Source organism: Oleiphilus sp. HI0128, from assembly GCF_001635365.1.
In genome coordinates, this window is the sequence record NZ_LWGG01000418.1 from 1 (window position 1) to 1,149 (window position 1,149).

Sequence of the window (1,149 nt, forward strand, 5' to 3'; positions counted from 1 at the left end):
TGTTCGCCTCATTGAGTGAGTGCCATAAGCTGCCTTATCTAAACCAATACTGGAAACCCATGAGTCAACAATTCGAGCATATTGTCTAGTAGATAGATGCTCTGATTTCTTACACCGACTTTGAAATAAGAAATCGTTAAAACCTAAATGCTGAATCTCAATCAGTTTATTTAAGGTCGTTTTTGTCTTCGCTGTAATTTCAAATTGAACAGGTGTTTTCGTTTTTTTCTGAATGATTTGTGCGCGTGATTGAATACCATCGCCATGACTTATGTCACTGACTGACAGTCTGACAAGATCACAACTTCGAAGCATGCTATCAATTGCTAGGTTGAAAAGAGCTAGGTCTCTANATANTTACGTAAGCGTCTAGCCAAGCACACATAATACCAAACCCAACAATTAATTACGCTAGTTCCAAAATTCACAAGGAACTAGCACATGACTAAAAAGAACACCAAGAAAGCCAAACACGACTGGCCAAGTATCTTCGATTATCAAAAAGAGAGCGGGTTAACGGTTGCAGAATTCTGCTCCATACATAAAATCAGCACCTCTTCGTTCTACCTCAATAAGCACCGACGCTCGACAGGCAATAATTTTGTCGAAGCGAAAGTTGTTCGGCAAGTGTCTGAACAAGTCACACAGATCACTAGCTCTAAACAAATCATCACGTTAATCACACAAGCAGGTGAACTGACTTTTCCAGATTCGATATCACCTGACTTTTTAGTCAGAGTGATAAAGGGTTTATCATGAAGATGTTTGTTCAGCCTTCCCGCATTTATCTTCACCGGCAGTTTGTCGATTTCAGAAAATCGATTAATGGTTTATCTGTGATCATTGAGTCGGAGATAAATCTTCCCGTCATGAGCGGTGCCTTGTTCATTTTCTGCAACAAAGCCAAAGATAAATTGAAGATACTTTATTGGGATAAAACCGGCTTTGCCTTGTGGTATAAACGGCTTGAAAAAGATAAATTCAAATGGCCAAGCCGTATTGATGAAGCATGTTTAGAATTGAATGAACAGCAGTTGTCTTGGTTGCTGGAAGGCTATGATGTCATCGGTCATCAAGCTGTCGATTATCAAAATATTATGTAATAAAATCAGGTAAATAGTATAAATAAAAACAGCAAGTTAGCGTGTT

At 38.6% G+C, this 1,149-nt stretch carries 2 protein-coding genes and 1 pseudogene; 2 read left to right on the top strand and 1 reads right to left on the bottom strand.

The features are described 5' to 3' along the window. Positions 1 to 339 (bottom strand): annotated as a pseudogene (locus tag A3763_RS05185) (tyrosine-type recombinase/integrase); the annotation flags it as partial. Between the two features lie 102 nt (positions 340 to 441). Here A3763_RS05185 and A3763_RS05190 point away from each other — a divergent pair. Both A3763_RS05190 and tnpB read left to right on the top strand, forming a co-directional pair. Then, complete coding sequence (locus A3763_RS05190) at positions 442 to 759, top strand: hypothetical protein (protein WP_068510162.1); 318 nt, start codon at positions 442 to 444, stop codon at positions 757 to 759. Further along, the gene (gene tnpB / locus A3763_RS05195) at positions 756 to 1,103 is read left to right on the top strand and encodes an IS66 family insertion sequence element accessory protein TnpB (RefSeq protein WP_068510160.1); all 348 of its coding nucleotides are present in this window, start codon (positions 756 to 758) and stop codon (positions 1,101 to 1,103) included. The genes A3763_RS05190 and tnpB overlap by 4 nt, the downstream gene beginning before the upstream one ends. Positions 1,104 to 1,149: the final 46 nt, after the last annotated feature.